Origin of the sequence: Erysipelothrix sp. strain 2 (EsS2-7-Brazil) (assembly GCF_016617655.1) — a bacterium.
GTDB lineage: Bacteria > Bacillota_I > Bacilli_A > Erysipelotrichales > Erysipelotrichaceae > Erysipelothrix > Erysipelothrix piscisicarius.
Window position 1 is genome coordinate 20,651 of sequence record NZ_SCFT01000016.1, and the last position, 18,978, is coordinate 39,628.

The window sequence follows — 18,978 nt, forward strand, 5'->3', positions numbered from 1 at the left end:
CCACCTTAATTTATTAATACCTCACGGATATTAACCTCTTCAAGTTCTATCAAACTCTATCGCTTTAACGGGCGCTCCCGGCGTAGCCTAAATCTTTCGAATTCAACTACACAGCTCCAAGGCCATTTTCAGTACGCTTCCATTCATCTGCTCTCACCAATACAGACTCTCTGTAAAACTTTTCACGTACTTACTTTCCTTTTCATTGCTTTTCATTATTATGTTCCAAAATGTAATATTTGTCAACCAATTCATTTAACATTTCACATTGAGTGACTTATGATGTACATAAGGAGTGTGATTCTATGAACCTACTAGAAAAGCAAAAACGATATTTTAATTTACAAAATACAAAACCAATTGCATTTAGAAAAGATGCATTAAATACACTTGAAACGGCACTTAAGGCATATGAAAACAAGATTTATGATGCATTTAAAATCGATTTAGCAAAACCTGAAATGGAGGTATATACGACCGAACTTGCAGTGGTATATCGATCCATTCGCGATGCGCAAAAAAATCTTGGGCAATGGATGAAACTTCAAAGGGTTAAAACACCCATGGTTTTAGTGGGACGAAAAAGCTATAAAATGTATGAGCCTTTAGGAAATACATTGATCATAGGGCCCTTTAATTATCCCTTACAACTCGTTCTTGTGCCCCTTGTAGGAGCGATTGCAGCGGGAAATACCGCGATCATCAAGACATCCGAACTGACACCCAAAATTTCAAGCGTAATACATACTATGATATCAGAATTTTTTTCTGAAGATTATATTGCGGTCGTGGAAGGGGATGTGACGGTGAATCAAGCATTACTCAAACATCCCTTTGACTTTATTTTCTTCACCGGGAGCACGCAGGTTGGAAAAATCGTGATGCAACATGCTGCAGAACATCTTACACCGGTAATTTTAGAGTTAGGGGGGAAAAGTCCTTGTGTGGTAACCCAAAATGCAAATATTACATTAAGTGCTCAACGAATTGCATGGGGGAAATTTTTAAACAATGGCCAAACATGTGTTGCACCGGATTATATCCTTGTCTCAAAAAAGAACGAAGCGGCCCTAACACAAGCACTTATCAAAGCAATTAAAGCCATGTATGGGGATGATTATCAAAATAACGAAGATTATGGAAGGATCGTGAACTTAAAACACGCAGAACGACTTAAAAAGATAATTGAAGCCCATCAACAAGATATTGTATTTGGTGGCAAGACGGATGGAACATTTATTGAACCAACCTTGCTATCCCTAAACCATGCGGAGGGACCTGCAATGGAGTCTGAAATTTTTGGACCGATTCTCCCCATTATTTCATTTGATACACTGGAAGAAGCGTACTCAATCATCGAAAAAAATCCCAAACCATTATCCTTATATATGTTCACTGAATCTTTTGAAGAACAAGACGCCATTTTAAATCGCATTCAATTTGGTGGTGGCTGCATCAACGATACAATTTTACATCTTGTGAATGATGCACTGCCTTTTGGAGGTATTGGAAATTCTGGCATAGGAACCTATCATGGATTTTCGAGTTTTGAAGTTTTTTCAAACTGCAAATCAATTATGAAATCAAGTGCAATACCACTATCAGTGATGTATCCACCTTACCGAAAAACAAAATTTAACTTAATCCAAAAGATATTTCGATAAACTGCATCAAGTTTGAATTACAATACGCGTTCTATAATAAAAAAAAGTTATGAGTAAAAGAAGCGTTTCATTAAAATAGTGAAATATTTTTTCAAAAAAAGCAGGGGGTATTCCCTTCTAAAAGCGCAAGATTTTTACACAAAATATATTGCCCTATATATAAGGTTAGAAAAATTGAAATAATTAGCACCTTTTAGATCAAAAAATATAAATTCAATAAAACGTGAAATGCACAATTTATAAAATTAATTTGAAAGACTTATGATATAATACAAACGAAATGAAGAGAGGTAATAATATGAAAACAAAAGATTTAGCCTTAGAGGCATTAATTGCGGCAGTTTATATCGCAGTTACCGTGCTTCTAAAACCGATTTCATATAGCTTTATGCAAGTTCGTATTTCAGAAGTGATGTTGATTTTAGTTCTATTTAATCGAAAACATGCTTATGGATTAATAATTGGTTGTTTACTCGCGAATTTTGTGAGTGATGCGGGGATTCTGGATGTCATTTTTGGTACATTGGCAACGGCAATCACCTGTTTCTTAATGAGTATTACAAAAGATGATCATTTGGCTCTTGTGTGGCCAGCTCTTGTGAACGGAATTATCGTTGGCGCAATGTTAGGTTATGTTCTCAATGTTCCGTACTTACCGGCTATGGGATGGGTATTTTTAGGTGAATTTATCGCAACATTTGTTCCGGGTATTTTCTTAATTAAGCCACTAAAGAAAAATACCAAGATGCAAGAAATATTTGGATAATCACATAATTTCACACAATTCAAAAGATAACTCGGAAACTCACTTAGATAGTGAGTTTTTTAATTTCACAATGTCTTCACAAACAAGCGAAACGTAAAATTATTTGCCAAACAAATATTCTTATGCTATTCTTCTCAAGTCTTTTTTGAAAGGAGACATTTTAATGAAGAAATACTTAGTGATTATCTACATGGTGGTCATGGTAACAATCATTAGTGGGTGTGCCGTGAATGCGGATGCCAATGTGGATATTACCTATCCAGTACTAAATGACATCGCTGAAAATAGCGATGAACCTTATAGGTTTAAAATAAGCGAAAAAATTGAAGATTTAGAAGAGCCTGGTGTTGAAGAACGCGAAGCTTCTGAGGTTGTGTCGGGTGGAGCCAGTTGGATCTATGCGAAGACACAAGATGGTGTACGTGGTACAAAAACAACAAAATACAAAGAAACATATAACATAAAAGACGAATTGTTATCACGTGTTGAAATTCCTGAAGCGGCTGTTATCGAGCCAACAACCCCTACGCTTTACGAAGGGGGTCAAAAGGCTCAAGCAGGTGCTTACTATGAAGCAAGCCGTATTACTCGATATGGCGTTGACTGTGATGGCTGTAATATGAACAGTGCGGGCGAAGGTGGTACAGCTGCCGGAGTTCGTGTAAGTACTACAGCAGTGCAACAAGGCGATGGTTCTTGGTTGCCAGGAATTACATATAACGGATATTACATCATTGCAACATCAAGCTCAATTCCAATGTGCTCGATCGTTGAGATATCAAACCACACAGTAAGTGGTAAAGGAATTGAGTACAATGTACCGTTCCGCGCAATTGTATTAGATCGTGGTGGTGCCATTCAAGGGTCAAAAATTGACCTGTTTGTGGGTACAGAAACCAATATGGGTGTAACCCAAGGATCTGTACAGAATGCTCATGTTGAAATTATAAGTGTGGGTAACGGCTGTTAAAGCTTATGATAGGGTCTTAAGTAGCCAAAGGTCCTATCCACAAAGACCGAGTATACTCGGTTTTTTTTGTTTTTAAAACATGATATAATTGACCCATGAACAAACTAAAGATACAAGAAGTAATTGTTGTAGAAGGAAAGCATGACAAGGAAAAAATCCTTAAATGTGTTGATGCCGATGTTATTATGTCCAGTGGCACACACATGTCAGCAGATTTCTTGGCATTATGTAAAAGATTGAATGAAGAACGCGGGATTATTGTGTTTACCGATCCGGATGGGCCTGGTGAAATGATTCGACGTCGTATTATTGAGACGGTCGGAATATGCAAGCATGCATCGCTTCATGTCTTACAAACAAAAAAGAAACAAAAAGTAGGCATTGAACATGCAGACTGTGATGATATCGTTGAGGCATTAAGTACATGCTCTACTTTTTCATTAAACAATCAATCCTTAACGCTTCAGGAATTCCAATCTTTGGGACTCAGTGGCGCAAGTGATAGTGCATTGCGTCGTGATTTGTTGTCGGAGGCATTTCGTTTTCCTAAGTCAAATGCGAAATCATGCCTGAAATATCTAAATATGCTTAATATTACGAAAGCAGACTGCCTAATGGTTTTGAAAGAGAGTAATTATGAAAACAATCGCTAACTATTCCGTAAGTATGGAATTACTACGTCGCTATGAACGACGCGCAAAGAAACACTTTGGACAAAATTTTATCATTGATCCTTCTGTTGTCCGTAATATTGCATCACAAAGTGGTGCGGGTGGGACTGTTTTGGAGATTGGTCCGGGTTTAGGAGCTTTGACGCAACAACTCGCGGAAACATATGATCACGTCGTTGCTTATGAAATTGATCCTCACATGGTTGAAATCTTAAACGAATCACTTGAGGAATACGATAATGTGAAGGTCATTCATCAAGATTTTTTAAAAGCGGATTTAAGTATGTATACAGAACCCATTACGGTTTGCGCGAATTTACCGTATTACATCACAACCCCAATTCTTTTTAGATTGATGGAGTTGGATATTGTTGCAATGACGATTATGGTTCAAAAAGAGATTGCAGATCGTCTTGGCGCAAGTCCACAAACAAAAGATTACAGTTCTCTTTCGATTCAAATGCAATATTATTTTGATGTAAAGACGGTTTTAAAAGTGTCTAAGGAATCGTTCCATCCAAGACCGGGTGTGGAAAGTATTGTCATTAAACTCACACCGAAACATCAAACAATGCCGTATGATGAGAAAATATTCTTTGAATTTGTTAAGAAGTGTTTTCAGTTTAGACGTAAGACATTAGTGAATAATTTAAAAACGATTGATAAAGATGTTGATTATGCGGGTGTTTTAGAGTCGCTAGGGCTTGAAACAAACATTCGTGCGGATTACTTAACGTTTGAGGACTATCTCCGTCTTTATGGAGCTTTATATGCGTAAAAAAGCGTATGCAAAGATAACACTCTATTTGCACGCAGAAAAAAGGGTCGATAACATGCTTCACTTCAAGAACATTATCGTCCCTATTGATCTTTTTGATATGGTTTATCTTGAGAAGCATGACACCATGCACATCGAAACGGATAAAACATATTTACCGAATGATAAACGAAATACTGTTTTTAAAGCACTCATGATTATGAAACGTCAATTTAATCTCGAAGATAATTTTAAAGTGCGAATCGTTAAAAACATACCTGCACAAGCAGGTCTTGGTGGCGGTAGTGCTGATGCCGCTTGTGTCATACGAATGATTGATGAGATGTATCAATTAAACCTTACAAATCAAGCGTTGATTGATATTGCACGTCAAATCGATGAAGATACGCCCTACTGTCTTTTTAATCAACCCATGGTTGTGGAGGGAATTGGCGATATCTTAACCCCTTTAGATTTAGATATGGATCTCTATTACCTACTCATTAAACCCAGCTTTGGAGTGAGCACAAAGTCGTTTTTAAAACGTTTTAAAGACTTTACAGACTTAAAGATGTTTAATCGTTGTCTCGAGGCAATTGATGTCAATGATTATAAGGCTTTAGTTGCGAATACACATAATGATTTTCAACACCCTGTTATTAAACGCAATACACGGCTTAAAAAAGTTGTGCGAATCCTTGAAAAACAAGGGCTTGAAGGCGTTTGTATGAGCGGTAGCGGAACATCCATTTATGGTCTATCCAATCAAAAGGAAAAAGTCATGGAGGCATATGAGGCGCTCGTTTTAGATTATCCCTTTATAAAATATGGAAAGATTTTAAAAACAGAAGATTAATCTGAGTTCTTGTTTTCACAAAGAACTCTTTTTTTTATGATTATTTCTTGAAAGTTGATTTAAAAACACATGTTTAGGGACATATCACCCATACTTTACATTTACTTTTATGAAATATGACGGTTTTACCGAATGAAACAGTTTGAAATGTGTTAAAATGGTTGCGGAGGCGGTCACAATGAAATATGCAATTGTTTTAGCTGCGGGTAAAGGTACCCGAATGAAATCAAATCGAAACAAGGTTATGCATGAAATACTTCATAAGCCTATGATTGGTCATTTAGTTGATCATCTTGAAGCGGTTAATACCGATAAAATTGTAGTTGTTACAGGACACCAAAATGAGCAGGTAGAATCTTACTTGGGTGATCGTGTTGAATATGCATTCCAAAGTGAACAAATTGGAACTGGAGATGCTGTATTGCAAGCACAGCAACTTCATGGAAAAGAAGGTTCGACACTCTTAGTGTTTGGAGACTGTGCATTAATTCAGCCAGAGACGCTAAATCATATCTATGAACAGCATGAGGGGCATGATTTAACGGTTATCTCTGCACAATTACAAAATCCTGGGACTTATCGTCGTATTGTACGCGATAACCAAGGACACATTGATCGGATTATCGATTACCGTAATTTGACAGAATCCGAAGTGTCAATTACAGAAATCAGTCTAGGTATCTATTGTGTAAACAATGAGTTACTTTTTAAATATTTACCAGAGATTCGTGACGAAGAAGTTACTGAAGAAATTAATCTCATTCGACTTGTAGAGATTTTGAAGAAGAATGGTCATTCGATTCAGTCTTTACGTGTATCAGATCACCAAGAATTTTTAGGTGTAAATGATCGAATGCAACTTAATATCTCTAATAAGTGGTTACAGGCACGCGTCAATGCGAAGCATCTTGCGAATGGAGTAACCATTATGGATCCACAATCAACGTACATCGGAACGGATGTTCAAATTGCGGAAGATGTAACGATCTATCCTAATAATCATATTTATGGTGATACGACTATTGGGACAGGAACTACGCTCTTACCTAACTGTTGGCTTGAAAATGCAATTGTTGGTGAAAATTCCACAATTGATGCTTCTCGCATTATAAACAGTGAAGTTAAAGATTTTGTAACATTGGGACCGTCATCACACCTTAGAATGAATTCCGTTGTGGGTTCTCATGCTCGAGTTGGAAACTATGTTGAGTTTAAGAACACTCGATTTGGAGAATATTCAAACTGTGCACACTTGACATATTTAGGTGACGCAATAATTGGAAATAAAGTTAATATTGGCTGTGGCGTTGTAACCGTAAATTATGACGGCAAGAAGAAATATCAAACTGAAGTACGCGATGGCGCATTTGTCGGAAGCAATGCGAACCTAATCGCGCCAATTACTATAGGGGAAAATGCAGTGGTGGCGGCAGGATCGACCGTTAATGGCGATGTTGCTGATGGGGAGATGGCTATTGCACGGCCTCGTCAGGAAAACAAACCTGGATATGGTGCGAAATACAAGAATAAAGAGGGTAAATAAAAGACTATGAGAGAAGAAATGAAAGACAATACAGTTATTTTTGCGTTATCGTCGAACGTAGAACTAGCAGATGAGATTTGTGAGCATTTAGATTTAGAGCGCGGTAAGATTGATGTACGTCATTTTGCAGACGGCGAAATCTTAATCGAACCACTTGTTTCTGTACGTGGAAAACATGTTTACATTATCCAATCTACAAGTTCACCAGTAAGTGAGACATATATGGAAGTTCTTATTGCGATTGACGCATGTAAGCGTGCATCTGCAGAAGAAATTACGATTGTAATGCCATATTATGGATATGCACGCCAAGATCGTAAGGCTCGTGCACGTCAACCAATTACTTCAAAATTGATGGCAAATCTATTACAAACAGCCGGAGCAGACCGCGTTGTGACAATAGACTTGCACGCACCACAAATTCAAGGATTCTTTGATATTCCTACAGATGACCTCACTGCAGTCGCAATGATTGGTCAATACTATAGAAATAAAAACTTCCAAGATGAAGTTGTTGTTGTATCCCCAGACCACGGTGGAGCAACTCGTGCGCGTCGTCTTTCAGACACAATTCCAAACTCAACAATCGCAATTATCGATAAACGTCGTACAAAACCAAACGTTGCGGAAGCAATGAACTTAATTGGTGATGTTGATGGTAAAATTGCCGTTGTTATTGATGATATGGTTGATACCGCTGGATCACTCATGGGTGGAATCAACATGTTATATGAAAAAGGTGCTAAAGAAGTTTATTGTGCATGTACACATGGTATTCTTTCAGGACCGGCAATTGAACGCATTTCAAATTCTGACATTAAAGAACTATTGATTACAAATACAATTTCTTTAAAAGAAGAAGCACGTCAAGAGCCAAAAATTAAAGAGATTTCTGTTGGATATATGCTTGCGAAAGCAATTGAAGCGATTCAATTACATACTCCTGTAAGTACACTCTTTGATTTATTCAATGACTAGTCAAACATTTCTTAAAGTTAATCTCATTATCGTTTTCGACCGAAAGGCCGAAAACGTTTTGATGTGTCATCGACAAAAGAATCCTTATAAGGGACTCTATAACTTTGTTGGTGGCAAAAAGAATCCAGGAGAATCCGATATCGAGGGTGCCTATCGAGAACTTTTCGAGGAAAGTGGAATAACCGTAAATGATATCGAAATCAAACCGTTGTTTTTTACACAATATTTTGAAGACGGTATCGAGTTGCAAGTATTTTACGGTTACCTCAACCGAGAAGTCGTTCTCGTTCCAGAAAAAAATCCACTATTATGGATGCCCATAACAGAGGATTTCTCGGATGACACACGCTTTGCGGGTCAAGGTAATATCAAGCATATGATGGATTTAATTTATGAATCCAAACAAGGTATGTAATGATTTAAATGGAAACTGTAGATATATGTTTTAATTAAAAGCTCTGGGTAGATTATACCGAGGGCTTTTTTATATGCTTTAATCTGATCTTCATAACGTTCTACAATAATATCTAAAGAAGCATGATCACTTTTAAAGTCCACAAGAATTAGTTCGGTTTCATTGTACACATAAAAATCAATAACACCCGCATCCCCTTCAATTAAGTAAGGCATTTCATGATAGATGTGTGGATATCTATAGAGCTTTTGAGTAAATGGATGCTCGTTATATGCTTGAAGTCTCCGTTTGAATTTTGGTTCGAAATCTTTAAGATCTGCATCGGTCCAAATCCGGTGCGGAAGTTTTTCAATGGCTTCGTGCAGGGTAGACCCAAATCCGGTAGCAAACTCAAAGGACTTATCGAAATTTAAATCACGGTTTTTAGGAGTTATCGGCTCCTCTTGATCAAAAGATAGGGTCAGTTTCTCAGTGAAAACTGTGGCTCCTTCATCTTCGCTAATCGGATTAAGACTGTTTTCTGTGAGTTCCATTCCGTCAATAACACGTAAAATGGTGTTGTGAGGACTTGCAGCAAGTAATAAATCAACTTTTCGCTTATGATTTCTAAGTAATTGGTAATCTAAAGAAGCGGGTTGATATTCCTTGACTACATCAACAAGAATAAGGTGTTTCTGGGGTCTTGTGAGTGCAACATAGAGAAGACGAAGGTTTTCTTCAATCTCTTCATTATCTTGTTTTATTTCCATAACAGTTCGAATTAAATTGCGAGAAACAAAGCGCATCGGTAATTCAACATGATTCAATCCAATCCCAAAGGCATCGTCATTAAGTAAAATATCACTGTGGTCACGCACAGCATGACGTCCCATACCCCACAAGAATACAATTGGAAATTGTAATCCTTTGGATTGATGGATGGTCATTGCAGTTACAATATCTTCATCTTTATTCAGTGGTGAAGCTTCGCTACTGGTATCGTCCTTAAACTCCGCAACAAAGCGTACAAATCCCTGTAAAGTCGGAACTGAAGATGCTTGGTATTGAATTGCTTTTTCAAGGAGGAAGTCCAGATTTGTTTTATCCTGTAAGGATAGCGTTTTATTATAGACATCATTGAGTTGAATAATTTCTTGAATAATTGAGATAAGATCTTTAGATCGCCACGATAAAACCATGGTCTCAAGGGACATGTAGAGTTCGGGATTTTCTATTTCCAGTGCTTTACGAATACTTGGTGCATCCATAAGTTTAAGCGATGCGATTTGATCATCGGAATAGTTATAAAACGGTGATGTGAGCACAGGAACAAGATAAAAATCATGGAATGTTGTTGCGTAATTTAATAATGCGACAACAGAAGCAATAATCTCGGACTTATAGAAACCACTTTGATCATCAATATAATGAGGAATATTGTATTCCTCAAATGCTTCTTTAAGATAACCCTTACTTGCGTGTGATCGAACTAAAATTACCATATCTTTAAAGCGATAACCTTGATTATGATAGTTAATAATCTCTTGTGCAATATGCTGTGCACGAAGTTGATCAGATGTTTTCTTAAAACGATTATCGAGTTTTTCAATGATATGAATTTCTACGGGATGTGTATCTTCACTTTGAGAGGGAATCCCCACATTTACATGGTCGTGCTCATCATAGGTAATTCCAAATGTTAAGTTCATGAGTTTATCAAACACAAAGTTGTTGTATTCAACAATATCTTTTTTTGAACGATAGTTAAAACTTAAATATAGATTCTGAGTCGAGTCGTCAAGCATTAAGTTCTGCATGATATTTGGCTTGGCCCCTCGGAATCGATAAATGGACTGTTTGATGTCACCAACTCTAAAAATATTATTCCCTGTTGATATTTTAGTAATGATCTCATCTTGATATTCATTGGTATCTTGAAATTCGTCAACCATAATTTCTTTATATTTATGTTTTACCAATTCAGATATTTCACCGTTATTTTCATTCAAAATTTGCAACGCCATCGATTCAAAATCATTGAAATCTAAGCAGTTTTCTTCTTCTTTAAGGGATGAAAAGGTATTCAAGTAATCTTGTGTCATCTGAATTAAAAGTGATACGGTTTCCAATTGATTATTTAATAATTGGAAATGTTCATTCAAAGGCATGTAGTTTTCAAAAATTCGATTAACAGTTTTCTCAATGCGTTTTCGTTGTTCGGTGTAAACATCATTTTTGGTGTCTGCGATAACTTTGAAGTTGCAAGCAGTTGGAATTTGGTCGTAAAAGCGAATGTCGTTTTGATCAATTAATGTTTTGAGATTACCAAGGCCTTCAAGAACTTGAAGCAACATGGTACTTTGCTCGAAGTATTTTTTCCCTTTTTTGTCATTTGGGTCATAGGATTCATCAGAAATCGCAATAATTGCCTGTACATCTTTTATGATTTCATGAACTTGTTGTTGGTAAAAGTTAAAAAAGATTTGTTGGAATTCCTGAGGGAAATCGTTAAATGTGGTAGCGCTATAAAGCGATTTAACAGCTTGAACTGCATAATCTGGATCTTTTTTACTTATCAACCACGTAGCATTATCGTAAATTGCAGTTTCTAAGGATGCATAGTCAAGTGGATTAGAAGAAAAGATATCTAACAGATATTTAAGGTTTTCGTAGTCATTTTGCAGCCACATATCAAAGGTTTCTCGCATTGCTTGACGTTGTAAGAGTTTCGTTTGTGCATCATCTAGAATGTTGTCAGCCCGGGAGGGGTTGACGCCGATGATATAACCGTAGTTTTTAATGATGGTGAGACAGAAAGAATGGATTGTCGAAATTTGTGCAGTCTCAACCAAAGATATTTGTTCAGCGATAAAGTCGGATGCATTGTTTCGATACTCATCATTGAGCGCGGCAAGAAGTCGTGTTTTCATTTCAGATGCGGCAGCTTCGGTAAAGGTCATCGCACACACCTCATCAATTCGAACATTATCTTTAATAATACGCTTCATCAAACGCGCAATCAAAACGGTAGTTTTTCCAGCACCAGCTGATGCAGAAACAATTACATTTTGATTCAATGCTTCGATGGCTTGTTGTTGCTGGGGATTAAAGGTTGTCATGTTTCGTTTCCTCCTCTTCTTTCTTTAAATCTAAATCTTTATCGATTTCAATACTTGAATCCTCGGGATCCAACACGCCATTTAAGATATCCGAATAGATGGTTTGGTAAACTTGAGTAAGGAGTGGTTTGATTTTGTTCATGTCATAGGGTTTAGTCCAGGTTGTAACCACCCCATCCTTAGATTCTCGTAATCCACCAAAGTAGATTGCGGAATCATACGAGTCAAGTGGTTGTTCAAATAACCAACCGCGATACCGTTTCGATTTTAGCCATTCCGCCTCAAAATCAACGTCTTTTGAAACAACGCCTTTCGCAACTTTATACTCGAGTGATGGAACGGTTAGGTTTGGATTTTTAAATCCATAATAGTATACTGCAAGGCATTTTTTTTGGAACACTTTTTCCGCAATCATTGCATAAGTAAGTAATTGCAATTGTGTACCAGCCTTAACGCTTTCAGCGGTCATCGCTAATTGAGAACTTTTATAGTCGACAATTTGTACATAATGATCGTTTTCATCAATACGGTCAATAATACCGCGAAGAATGATTCCTTTAAACATTGTTTCTTCACGGAACCAACGTTCTTTGGATACAACTTGGAAGGTTGTATCTGCCATTGAGGCGTCAATAAAATCAAGATTCTGTTTCATTAAGTCTTGATTTCGATCATAAATCATACGATAACGTGGTTGAGTCATGGGAAATACCTTCCGTACATCCGTCCAAGGATCAAGATCTTTGCAATCGTGGTAATATTCCATCACGGCATGATTAACAGTACCGATAATTCGGGCATCAAATTTAAGAATTTCAGGTTCTCTTATCTTTAATCCACGTTCCATAAAGAATTGATAAGGGTTATTTACAAACATTTGAAATGCTGATATCGAACCGACTAATTTCCCTTCTTCTAAATAGAGCTTTTCTGCAAGATGAGGGCTTAAACGATGCTTAACCGTTTTTCGATGGGTATTTTGCGTCAAAATCCAAGACTCAAGCGCAACCCCATTAGCGTGAGCAAATTGTTCAACAGGGTAGGAAACTTCTTGGCCTTTTCCTTCATAGGTAGCGGAACTATACGACAACGTCATGTTTGCATTGTGGTCAAAGATATGATTTTGCATGTTAAGTGTAAATTTTGTGCGTTCATCTAATCGTGGATAACCTTTAATAGAGCTTAAGTATGCCTCATCGATAATTCCAGTCCGTGAACGAATTGAAGGAAAATTCTTAGCGGATAAATTCACAACGTATAAGTGGTCTTGCGGGATTAAAGGCAATGAACCATAATCAACAATCCGTAGTGGGGCATTAACCTGTTGATGCATTTGAAGTGCGTCAAGATGTTCCAACAATAATAAATAGGTTTCTTCCTGATATTCTCCTAAGTGATTTTCAAGTAAAGAACAAAGTGGGGTTAAATCACCGCGTGTATGACTTTTGATGACGTTATAACAGGCAATCAACGTTTCCTTAAAATCTAAATTCATTATCGAAGCAAGGGTGGCTTGTAAAAGCACAACATCTTCCTGAATTCGATTTTGAAGGGCAAACAAATCCGGATAGGATTCTGTTTCCTCACATAAATCATAGACGCCAAAGACATCACTAAGATCAAATTCAAAATGGTTGAGATAAGTTACAAGATCTTCACGACGTTTTAAGCCAAAAGCTCCGGACTCAATCGCTTTAATTAATTGATGAATATTAGAGTCAAAAGCAAAATCAAGCAAAGCTCGATATTGAGATTTCATCAGTTCAAAACGACGGTCTTGTAATTTTAATGGATAACCATAACGTTCAAAAATCGATTCTATTAGAGGTTCCATTGTTGTTGGGTTGGCAACCGCGATGGTTGCAGACTGATAACCATTACGAATGATATCTTGAATGACCGCTTCGAGTTCACTACGGGGATTTAATGCAACTTTAAATGCTAATGATTCAAGTGATTGTGATTGGGGTTTAATAAACGGAATGTTATGACGCGCTAAAAACGTATACTCTGCATGGGATAACCCATAGGCTACCGCCTCATAATCAACACCATCTTTGACAACGGGCTTTTCAAGAAAAGGATCAATCAAAGATAAACATTGAAATATTTCTTCTTGTAAGGGTGTATTACGAGGACATGCATCAAGTGTTAAACCGTACAAATATAATTCTTGGAGTAAGTCTATGAGAACATGCATCGTCTTGGGATATTTTAAGACTTCTTGAAGACGTGGGCAATCACAGGTTTGCAGTTGATTAAACACAGAGATTTCCACAGAACGACGATGGGTATCCGATTCAAAAAACGCAAGTTTAAAATCACGGATCGCCACCCCGAGATAATGTTCTTGTTCAGATAATAAGATGTGCTTCAAATCTTCATGAAAGATTCGATTACTAACAATGATTTTGTGCATAAAAAGCCCCCTTTAATATCAATTATAAGGGATATTGAGTGGAAGTGTATGGGTCTTTTAAAATTTCCATAAATATGTCATGATATAGAAGTAAACAAAGGGGGAAACTATGGGGTTAGTTTATGCTATGAGTGAGATCAAAGATAAGCGCCAGGGGGGCCATGATTGTACATTTAATGGTTTTCTCGAGGATTATCTAAATTGTGATCAAGCTCAATATAAAGAATTACTTGAAAACGTTTTAGAAATGGATGATTCCGTACGTGTTTTGGAAAACGTCCGTATACATATAAATAAAGATTTAGTAGCGAATAAAATTATTCGCTATAAAGATGTCCATAAAATTCCGAAAGGTTATATTAAAGCGCCTTTAATTTTGTATAGTGAAGGGCATGAACGAGAGTTTGCTTTGATCCTTGTCGATCGTAATTACCTTGAAGCGAAAGGTATTTACTATTGCTTAACAGAACAAGGAGGAATTTTAGGCGCTTACCGTCATAATGTATTGGTATTACCAATTGAAGAAACTGAGATCATCTTGGAGTTGTTGAAGCTATTACCAAGTGATCGTCCAACGATCGCATCACTTCAACGCGAACAAGATCGCCGTCATTATCGTGACACGGAACATCTCATTGAAAGTGCGATTGCCAAAGGTCAAGAAAATATTCAATATATCAACCAAAGCCTTCGTGATGATCCGCAAGGACGAGCAGATCGCATTCACCAAACCATTGCTTCATGGTATTTACTGAAAAAAATGCTCTATGTGCAATATATGATGGATAAGGACACCTTACTGAACACAAACCAAGGCGATATTAAATTACATCGTCAAAAAGCGAAAGAGTATTGCAATAAAATAGAATTTATACCGTTTAGTGAACTTTGGAGGATATGATGAAACTAATTTCGTGGAATGTTAATGGTTTACGTGCCGTTATGAAAAAAGATTTTGAAGGAATTTTTGAAGCGATGGACACAGATGTCCTTTGTCTTCAAGAAACAAAAATGCAAGCGGGTCAATTGGATTACGATCCGGAAGGCTATTACGCATACTATAATTATGCAGAAAAAAAAGGATATTCTGGCACCGCGGTTTATACGCGTATTAAACCGATTAACGTTACCTACGGAATTCAAGAAGATGAACATAATGCTGAAGGACGTGTCATCACATGTGAGTATGATAACTTTTTTCTAGTTTGTGTTTATACACCCAATTCACAACCCGAGTTGAAACGCATTGATTATCGTATGCAATGGGAAAATGATTTTAGAGAATACTTAAAGATGTTGGATGAGTCAAAACCGGTGGTTTTATGTGGGGATTTAAATGTTGCCCATAAAGAGATTGACTTAAAAAATCCATCAGCGAATCGAAAGAACCCGGGATTTAGCGATCAAGAGCGGGAACAGTTCACCAATCTTCTCGATGCAGGATTTATTGATTCGTTCCGTGAATTGCATCCTAATGAAGTCGATCGTTATTCTTGGTGGAGTTATCGCTTTAATGCACGCAGTCGCAATGCGGGTTGGAGAATCGATTATTTCGTTGTCTCTGAACGATTAAGAAATGCCATTGAAGATGCAGATATTCTCGATCAAGTTCTTGGAAGTGATCATTGTCCTGTAATGCTTAAACTTAATTTTTAAACATAAACCTCTTGATGATACGTCATCAAGAGGTTTTTATTAAATTGTGTAAACGGTGAAAGTTTAACGTTAATGATAAACGTTGTGTATTTATAATCACACATATAATGTAAACGGTATCTTGTAAATGATTACGAGATATCGATGTAAATCCATGACTTTTGTTGATGATAATGGTATACTATCACGGTGTGTTGAAAGAAGTAGGAAAATTAATGACATTTAAAGAACTAGAATTAGAAGAAGAAATCGTAAGAGCCGTAATCGAAAAAGGTTACGAAGAGCCAACAGATATACAATCACAAGCAATTCCAATGTTGCTTGGTAATCATGACTTATTAGCTCAATCTCAAACAGGTACAGGTAAAACTGCGGCGTTTGGGTTACCAATGCTAAGTTTGACTCAACCTGGAGATAAGAAACGAACAAATTCGTTAATCCTATGTCCTACACGTGAGTTATGTATGCAAGTGGCTGAAGAAATGAGAAGTTTCTCGAAGTATAAACAAGGCGTTAACATCGCATGTGTATACGGAGGTAGCCCTATTGATAAACAAATTAGAGACCTTAAACGTGGAGCAGACATTGTAGTTGCGACACCAGGTCGTTTAATGGATCATATTCGACGTAAGACAATCCGTTTAGATGATTGCCGTCATATTGTCTTGGATGAAGCTGATGAAATGCTAAATATGGGATTTATTGAGGATATTGAAGAAATCTTTTCATTCCTTCCTGAAGAACGCCAATTCGCATTCTTCTCAGCAACAATGCCTAAGGAAATCGTTAAATTAAGCGAGAAATTTTTGGTTGAACCAGAAAGAATCACACTATCTCGTAACAATCTAACTGTTTCTCGTATTAAACAAATCTATTACACTGTTGAATCAAGAGATAAAGTTGATTTAACAATTCAATTATTACAATTGCATAAAACAAGTGGAACAATGATATTCTGTAATACCAAAAAAATGGTTGATGAACTTACAACGCAATTAAACAAAGCGGGATTCCCTGCTTTAGGGTTACATGGTGACATGAAACAAGAAATGCGTTCAATGGTAATGGGCCGTTTTAAAAAAGGTATGGTTTCTGTGTTAATTGCAACCGATGTTGCGGCACGTGGAATCGATGTTGACAGTATGGATGTAGTGATAAACTACGATATACCTCAAGAATTAGAATATTATGTACACCGTATTGGACGTACAGGTCGTGCTGGTAAAGAAGGTCTTGCGATCACTTTAGTATCACGTAGACAACGTTATGCAATTAAGCAAATCGAACGTTTATCAAATTCAACAATCGTTGAAACACCACTACCAACTAAAGAACAATTAAATGACTTAATGGTAGATCAACTTGCTCGTGAAATCCGTAAATGGAATGATCATGAACAAGGAAAACTCTTTAATATCGCTTATGAAGGTCTTCGTAAAGAGAACTTCACACAAGAAGAAATTATTATTGCTTTCATTAATAAGATGATTAGTGAATCAAACTTAGAAGCAATCAAAGTTTCAAAACAAAAAGATGTTAAGAATAAAGGTGAAATATCACGTATTGGACTATCCGTTGGAGATCGTGATGGTATCTCTGCAGCTCACCTTGTAAGTGCAATCGCAACTGCAAGTGGAATTCGCGGAAAAGATATTGGACGTATTAAAATTGATGATAATGAAAGTACAGTGGAAGTTCCCCGTGAATTTGCACAAGATATTATTAATAAATTATCAGAAACAAAAATTAATAATAAAGACGTGAACGTTACAATGGTTGATGAATTTGCACAACCAACACCACGTGGTGGACGTAGCGGACGCGGAGGACGTGACTCACGTCGTGGCGGTGGAAATGATCGTCGCCGTGATGGTGGACGTCGTGACGGAGGTCGCCGTGATGGTGGACGTCGTGATGGCGGAAGACGTTCAAACGATCAAAGTCGTCGTAACAACAAAGGATAAAAGAGATGGGTTTACCCATCTTTTTTTTGTGCGAAATTCGAAAATGGCCATATTTATGCTATTATATCAATAGCAACACTTTTAGGAGGTCTTATGGAATATAAAGCGCTCGTTTTAAATACCAATCACGATAATGTCATACCGGAAATAAAAATACTCAATACGGATGATCTAAATCATGATGTTTTAATTAAGGTCTCTTACGCCAGTGTTAATTATAAAGATGGCCTTGCGATGAGACCCAAAACACGCGTTGTAGGTGAATATCCTACGGTTGTGGGTATTGATTTTACAGGAACCGTCGTGGAATCAAATGTTGAGAAATTTCATATTGGTGATGAGGTCATTGTCACAAGCCATGATATTCTAAAATATCGAACTGGAGGGTTTGCGGAATATGCTTCGGTCCCTGCGTCAGAGGTGACCTTACTTCCTGAATCACTCAGTTTAAAAACGGCTGCAATTATCGGAACAGCAGGGTATACTGCTGCCCTTTCAGTTTATCGTATGATGCAACAGACAAATCCAATGAAGCGCGAACCTGTATTGGTTTTAGGAGCAAGTGGTGGTGTTGGTTCAGTGGCTTGCGCAATTTTAGACCGTCTCGGTTATCCGGTAACAGCGGTAAGTCGCAAGAAGGATACTGCTCAAGATTATTTTAAAAATATGAATGTTAAAGAAGTAATGCATCCCGATGAATTAACGGAAGAACCTCTAAAACCCCTTGGAAAGATGATGTGGACCGCAGTCATTGACCCAATTGGTGGAAAGTACAGTTCGTATTTGCTACCACATCTGAATTATGAAGGTGTTTATTTGTTAAGTGGTAATACTGCCGGTGCAAAATTTGAAACGACTGTATTTCCCTTTATCTTACGCGGTATTCAAGTCATTGGGATTGACTCAGTCAATAATAATCTAAAAGATGTCTTATGGGGACTGATTGCGACTGATTATAAACCGCGTAATATTCATGCGCTTTGTGATCGTGAGATAACCTTAGAAGATGTTCCTCAAGCACTTGAAGATATTCTTGAAGGAAAAATGATGGGACGTACAATCGTGAAATTATAAAAAAAGAAACCGTAGATATCTGAACCGAACCCCAAATCTTGAACAAAGATGAGGAGGTTCGGTTTTTATATGTCAAAGTTAACAAGAGAAGAGAAAATAGAAATATATACGTTAAGAAAGAACGGAAAAACAATTCCATCACTTTCA

Annotated in this window: 15 protein-coding genes and 1 other annotated feature (1 of these 16 running past the window's edge); of the genes, 13 read left to right on the forward strand and 2 right to left on the reverse strand. The window is 37.1% G+C overall.

Annotated features, from left to right (window positions below):
* Positions 1 to 215: a binding site (T-box leader), on the reverse strand; it reaches 25 nt to the left of the window's first position.
* Between the two features lie 90 nt (positions 216 to 305).
* The 9 genes from EPJ90_RS07435 to EPJ90_RS07475 all read left to right on the forward strand — a co-directional run bounded on the left by EPJ90_RS07435 (position 306) and on the right by EPJ90_RS07475 (position 8,620).
* Positions 306 to 1,664: an aldehyde dehydrogenase family protein gene (locus tag EPJ90_RS07435; protein ID WP_200542890.1), complete on the forward strand. Its 1,359-nt coding sequence runs from the start codon at positions 306 to 308 to the stop codon at positions 1,662 to 1,664.
* A gap of 298 nt (positions 1,665 to 1,962) precedes the next feature.
* Positions 1,963 to 2,430: a QueT transporter family protein gene (locus EPJ90_RS07440; protein WP_125163916.1), complete on the forward strand. Its 468-nt coding sequence runs from the start codon at positions 1,963 to 1,965 to the stop codon at positions 2,428 to 2,430.
* Positions 2,431 to 2,593: 163 nt separating this feature from the next.
* On the forward strand, positions 2,594 to 3,400 hold the full coding sequence (locus tag EPJ90_RS07445; RefSeq protein ID WP_003774258.1) for a 3D domain-containing protein: 807 nt from the start codon (positions 2,594 to 2,596) through the stop codon (positions 3,398 to 3,400).
* Between the two features lie 95 nt (positions 3,401 to 3,495).
* The gene (gene rnmV, locus EPJ90_RS07450; protein WP_200542891.1) at positions 3,496 to 4,053 is read left to right on the forward strand and encodes a ribonuclease M5; all 558 of its coding nucleotides are present in this window, start codon (positions 3,496 to 3,498) and stop codon (positions 4,051 to 4,053) included.
* Positions 4,037 to 4,849, forward strand: coding sequence for a 16S rRNA (adenine(1518)-N(6)/adenine(1519)-N(6))-dimethyltransferase RsmA (gene rsmA, locus EPJ90_RS07455; protein ID WP_200542892.1), 813 nt, complete (start codon positions 4,037 to 4,039; stop codon positions 4,847 to 4,849). The genes rnmV and rsmA overlap by 17 nt, the downstream gene beginning before the upstream one ends.
* The gene (gene ispE / locus EPJ90_RS07460) at positions 4,842 to 5,684 is read left to right on the forward strand and encodes a 4-(cytidine 5'-diphospho)-2-C-methyl-D-erythritol kinase (RefSeq protein ID WP_200542893.1); all 843 of its coding nucleotides are present in this window, start codon (positions 4,842 to 4,844) and stop codon (positions 5,682 to 5,684) included. Before rsmA ends, ispE begins: the two co-directional genes overlap by 8 nt.
* 178 nt (positions 5,685 to 5,862) lie before the next feature.
* Positions 5,863 to 7,227: a bifunctional UDP-N-acetylglucosamine diphosphorylase/glucosamine-1-phosphate N-acetyltransferase GlmU gene (glmU, locus tag EPJ90_RS07465; protein ID WP_125163921.1), complete on the forward strand. Its 1,365-nt coding sequence runs from the start codon at positions 5,863 to 5,865 to the stop codon at positions 7,225 to 7,227.
* A 6-nt stretch (positions 7,228 to 7,233) separates the two neighbouring features.
* A complete protein-coding gene (locus EPJ90_RS07470; RefSeq protein WP_125163922.1) occupies positions 7,234 to 8,205 on the forward strand; it encodes a ribose-phosphate diphosphokinase in 972 nt (323 codons plus the stop codon).
* The gene (locus tag EPJ90_RS07475; protein WP_125163923.1) at positions 8,198 to 8,620 is read left to right on the forward strand and encodes an NUDIX hydrolase; all 423 of its coding nucleotides are present in this window, start codon (positions 8,198 to 8,200) and stop codon (positions 8,618 to 8,620) included. The genes EPJ90_RS07470 and EPJ90_RS07475 overlap by 8 nt, the downstream gene beginning before the upstream one ends.
* On the opposite strand, the gene EPJ90_RS07480 is transcribed toward EPJ90_RS07475, so the two are convergent.
* Positions 8,596 to 11,718 carry a UvrD-helicase domain-containing protein gene (locus EPJ90_RS07480; protein ID WP_200542894.1) on the reverse strand — a complete coding sequence of 1,041 codons (3,123 nt, stop codon included), beginning with the start codon at positions 11,716 to 11,718 and terminating at the stop codon, positions 8,596 to 8,598. The two genes, EPJ90_RS07475 and EPJ90_RS07480, sit on opposite strands and share 25 nt — an antisense overlap.
* Positions 11,705 to 14,137 carry a PD-(D/E)XK nuclease family protein gene (locus tag EPJ90_RS07485; protein WP_200542895.1) on the reverse strand — a complete coding sequence of 811 codons (2,433 nt, stop codon included), beginning with the start codon at positions 14,135 to 14,137 and terminating at the stop codon, positions 11,705 to 11,707. Before EPJ90_RS07485 ends, EPJ90_RS07480 begins: the two co-directional genes overlap by 14 nt.
* 109 nt (positions 14,138 to 14,246) lie before the next feature.
* On the opposite strand from EPJ90_RS07485, the gene EPJ90_RS07490 reads away from it, so the two are divergent.
* The 4 genes from EPJ90_RS07490 (at position 14,247) to EPJ90_RS07505 (ending at position 18,831) form a co-directional block, all read left to right on the forward strand.
* Positions 14,247 to 15,038: a hypothetical protein gene (locus EPJ90_RS07490; protein WP_200542896.1), complete on the forward strand. Its 792-nt coding sequence runs from the start codon at positions 14,247 to 14,249 to the stop codon at positions 15,036 to 15,038.
* Complete coding sequence (locus EPJ90_RS07495) at positions 15,038 to 15,793, forward strand: exodeoxyribonuclease III (protein ID WP_200542900.1); 756 nt, start codon at positions 15,038 to 15,040, stop codon at positions 15,791 to 15,793. Before EPJ90_RS07490 ends, EPJ90_RS07495 begins: the two co-directional genes overlap by 1 nt.
* Before the next feature lie 215 nt (positions 15,794 to 16,008).
* A complete protein-coding gene (locus EPJ90_RS07500; RefSeq protein WP_244660401.1) occupies positions 16,009 to 17,757 on the forward strand; it encodes a DEAD/DEAH box helicase in 1,749 nt (582 codons plus the stop codon).
* Positions 17,758 to 17,850: 93 nt separating this feature from the next.
* Positions 17,851 to 18,831: a YhdH/YhfP family quinone oxidoreductase gene (locus EPJ90_RS07505; protein WP_200542898.1), complete on the forward strand. Its 981-nt coding sequence runs from the start codon at positions 17,851 to 17,853 to the stop codon at positions 18,829 to 18,831.
* Positions 18,832 to 18,978 lie beyond the last annotated feature (147 nt).